The 1,983-nt window shown below is 68.9% G+C and carries 1 protein-coding gene; it reads right to left on the bottom strand.

All coding sequences use genetic code 11. The features are described 5' to 3' along the window. Positions 1–280: 280 nt before the first annotated feature. Positions 281–1,983: hypothetical protein (locus VGL40_08260; GenBank protein ID HEY3315248.1), on the bottom strand; the 1,703-nt coding region annotated here is incomplete at its 5' end.

The raw sequence follows: 1,983 nt of genomic DNA, 5'->3' as shown, positions 1-1,983 counted from the left end.
GGCTTACCGCGGTGGCCAATGTCAGGGGTACCGCTGCCGGTGTCTCCTATCTCCATTTCGGCCCGGGGCAATATTACCTCACGATAGATACGGTGGAATCGAGGTGGTCAGTTAGGGTAGAAGAACAAAGACCACCGAAGCCTGGAGTCGATACCACGCCCACCAGCGGGTGAGGTTATGCCCAGCCCACACCCGGTTTGGGTCTACGGGCCCCTGTGATCATCGAGAAGTTGGCCACCTTGATCTCCCGGGAAGAGCCAGATGACCGGGTCGAGTGGGCTCAAAGCTCGGTCACCAGGGCCCGCCCGGGCTCCATGGCCCTGGCCGCCTCGACCTCACGGCGGTGGCAGGTGAACAGGATGACCTGGTTGGTCCGGCCGACCTCGGCCAGCACATCGAGGGCGGCGGCCATCCGCCGGTCGTCGTAGTGGACCAGGCTATCGTCGAGGATGAAGGGGGCCGGTTCGCGCCCCTCGGTGAGCAGGTTGGTGACCGCCAGGCGGAGGGCGAAGTAGAACTGGTCCAGAGTGCCCCGGCTGAGGTCCTGAACCCGGTGGCTCGTCCCATCGACGATGACGCCCATGGCCAGCCCCTTGTCGACGCGGATTTCCGGATAGGCCCCACCGGTCAGCCGGGCCACCTGCCGGGCGACCTCGGCGTTCAAGGCCGGCGCAAAGCGCTGGGCCACCTGTTCCGAAGCCAGGGTGATGAACTCCTGGGCTTTGGTCAGGACCTCCCTCGTCTCAACGAGGGCCGTCAGTTCGGTCCGGGCCGACTGGAGCCGCCGATCGAGGTCGGCCGGGTCGGGCAACTCCGTATAGCGGCCATCGAGGGTCCCCTTCTCTTTGGACAAGTCCTTCTCCATCGCCGACAACTGATCGCGGACCTCCTTGAGGTCTCGTTCCTTGACCTCGAGGACGGCCTCCGGAAAGGGCGCGGCCCCGTCCGGCAGGCCCGCCGTCAGCTCGGCCAGACTGGTCTCCAGCTTTTCCGGGCGGTCACCGCTCAACGTCTGGCGGAGGAGTTCGTCCAGCCGGCGGCGCTCCTCCATCCCCTTGATGTACCGCTTGTACCCTTCAGCCCGGACCAGGAAATCCTCGGGCGTGGTCGCCCCGGCCCGGGCCAGAAGGGATTGCCGTTCAGCTTTGGCGGCGGCCATTTCCTGCTTGACCCGTTCGAGCTTGGTGCCTGCGGCCTCCAGGGCGCCGCCCACCAACCGCCGCCGCTCACGGTTTTGAGCCAGGTCCTTGGCCAGGTCGACGACGATCCGGTCGAGGTCGGCGGCCGACTCGGCCCCGGCCTGGCCCAAGATGTCCGCCCGTTTGGCTTCGAGGTCACGCCGGCGCTGCGCGGCTGAGGCTTCCTCGGTCCCGGCCTGATCCAGCTGAGCCTGGACGGCCGCGGCCTGAGCGGTGTAAGAGCGCCTCGAGGAGAGGGCCAAGACGATGGCCGGCAGGGCCAGCCCGGCCAGGAAGAAGAGGGCGGGAGTGACGGTCAGGCCAAGGGCCAGGCCCAGGATGACCGCCGTGGCGGCCACGGCCAGGCCCGCCTGCTGGGCCGATCTTGCGGCGGCGCCGAGGGCCGCCAACCGCGTGCGGAGGGCTCCGAGCCGGTCGTCACCGGACCGACTCCGGGCCAGGGTCAACTCCTCATCGGCGGCCTTGAGGGCCGACTGCAGCCGGCGCAGGTCATCCAGTCGGGAGTCCGGTCCCAAGCCGGGCCGGGAGTCTGGGGCGGGCCCGCTCTCCCCGCTTTCGCCGCCCTCGGCCAACTGCTTACCAAGGTCGCCCATCTCTCGTTCCAGGCCCTCGCGGGCGGCGGTCAGAGAACGCAGCTCTTGGCTCAACTCGGCCAGGCGGGACTGCCCGGCCGATTCGAAGACGAGCGGGTCGGGCGGGTCGAAGTCCGGCTTCAGCCGCTCGGCCGTGGCCGCCGCCTGGGCCAAGGCCGCCTCGCCCTGGCGAATCTGTTCCAGGCGCGTCG

It is taken from the genome of Bacillota bacterium, assembly GCA_036504675.1.
Taxonomy (GTDB): domain Bacteria; phylum Bacillota; class Sulfobacillia; order JAJYWN01; family JAJZPE01; genus DASXUT01.
This window is presented reverse-complemented; position numbering and strand designations above follow the sequence as displayed.